The 490-nt window shown below is 46.1% G+C and carries 1 protein-coding gene; it reads right to left on the bottom strand.

Annotated features, from left to right (window positions below; genetic code table 11):
- The coding region (locus DW650_RS19365; protein ID WP_207662855.1) for a phage terminase large subunit at positions 1 to 490 on the bottom strand (490 nt) is incomplete at both ends.

Consider the following 490-nt stretch of genomic DNA (forward strand, 5'->3'; position numbering starts at 1 on the left):
TGCATCCGTGATGGTCCGCTCTTCCACATTATCAAAGATACCGCCGCCGGTACCGGTTACTTCGCCCATATAGTTATTGCGGTAATATAGCGGCTTATGCACCTTGAACCACTCAGCACGTTCGAAGAATCGTTTACCGAGCCACTTCACCGGCACGTTGTAATAATAACTGTGGCAGATCCTTGTCTGTGGCTTATTCCGGCACTCTTCCACATACTCATTCATGAAATTGTTCTTGGATTTTGGCGGATTAAATATCTTAATATCTAATGCTGGCGTATCTGATCGGAGGAAGGTATCCTCGATGTTATCCATCTGCTCCACGCCTGCCATCTCGTCACACTCTTCATGAATTAACATCTTTACATATCCAAAAGGCACGTTAAACGACTTCAAACTGATAGGCTTATCCGCTCCCACGAACATAACCGTCTGTCCGGTCGGCTTATACACCGCGCACATAGGAGACTGTTTGAAATCCCAGTTATCC

It is taken from the genome of Roseburia sp. AM23-20 (assembly GCF_003470905.1).
GTDB lineage: Bacteria > Bacillota > Clostridia > Lachnospirales > Lachnospiraceae > Roseburia > Roseburia rectibacter.